The sequence below is a fragment of the Streptomyces zaomyceticus genome, from assembly GCF_014656215.1.
Classification (GTDB): Bacteria; Actinomycetota; Actinomycetes; order Streptomycetales; family Streptomycetaceae; genus Streptomyces; species Streptomyces zaomyceticus.
The window spans coordinates 1-536 of sequence record NZ_BNBZ01000080.1 but is presented as its reverse complement, the minus strand read 5'-3'; the positions used below and the strand labels follow the sequence as shown (position 1 = coordinate 536).

General features: G+C 71.3%; 1 protein-coding gene. It reads left to right on the top strand.

Translation table 11 applies throughout. The annotated features are described in order from the left end of the window. A partial coding sequence (locus IE311_RS36515; RefSeq protein ID WP_189836209.1) for a methionine adenosyltransferase domain-containing protein occupies positions 1 to 536 on the top strand: 536 nt, incomplete at both ends.

The following is a 536-nucleotide window of genomic DNA, read 5'->3' as shown; positions in this document are numbered from 1 at the left end:
GCCCACCGGCTCTCGCGCCGGCTCACCGAGGTCCGCAAGAACGGCACCGTGCCCTATCTGCGCCCCGACGGGAAGACCCAGGTCACCATCGAGTACGACGGCGACAAGGCCGTCCGCCTCGACACGGTCGTCGTCTCCTCGCAGCACGCCTCCGACATCGACCTCGACACGCTGCTCACCCCGGACATCCGCCGGTACGTGGTCGAACACGTCCTCGGGCAGCTCGCCGAGGACGGCATCAAGCTCGACACCGACGGCTACCGGCTCCTGGTCAACCCGACCGGGCGGTTCGAGGTCGGCGGCCCGATGGGCGACGCCGGACTCACCGGCCGGAAGATCATCATCGACACGTACGGCGGGATGGCCCGGCACGGCGGCGGCGCCTTCTCCGGCAAGGACCCGTCGAAGGTCGACCGCTCGGCGGCGTACGCGATGCGCTGGGTCGCGAAGAACGTCGTCGCGGCCGGCCTCGCCCGCCGCTGCGAGGTGCAGGTGGCGTACGCCATCGGCAAGGCCGAGCCGGTCGGCCTCTTCGT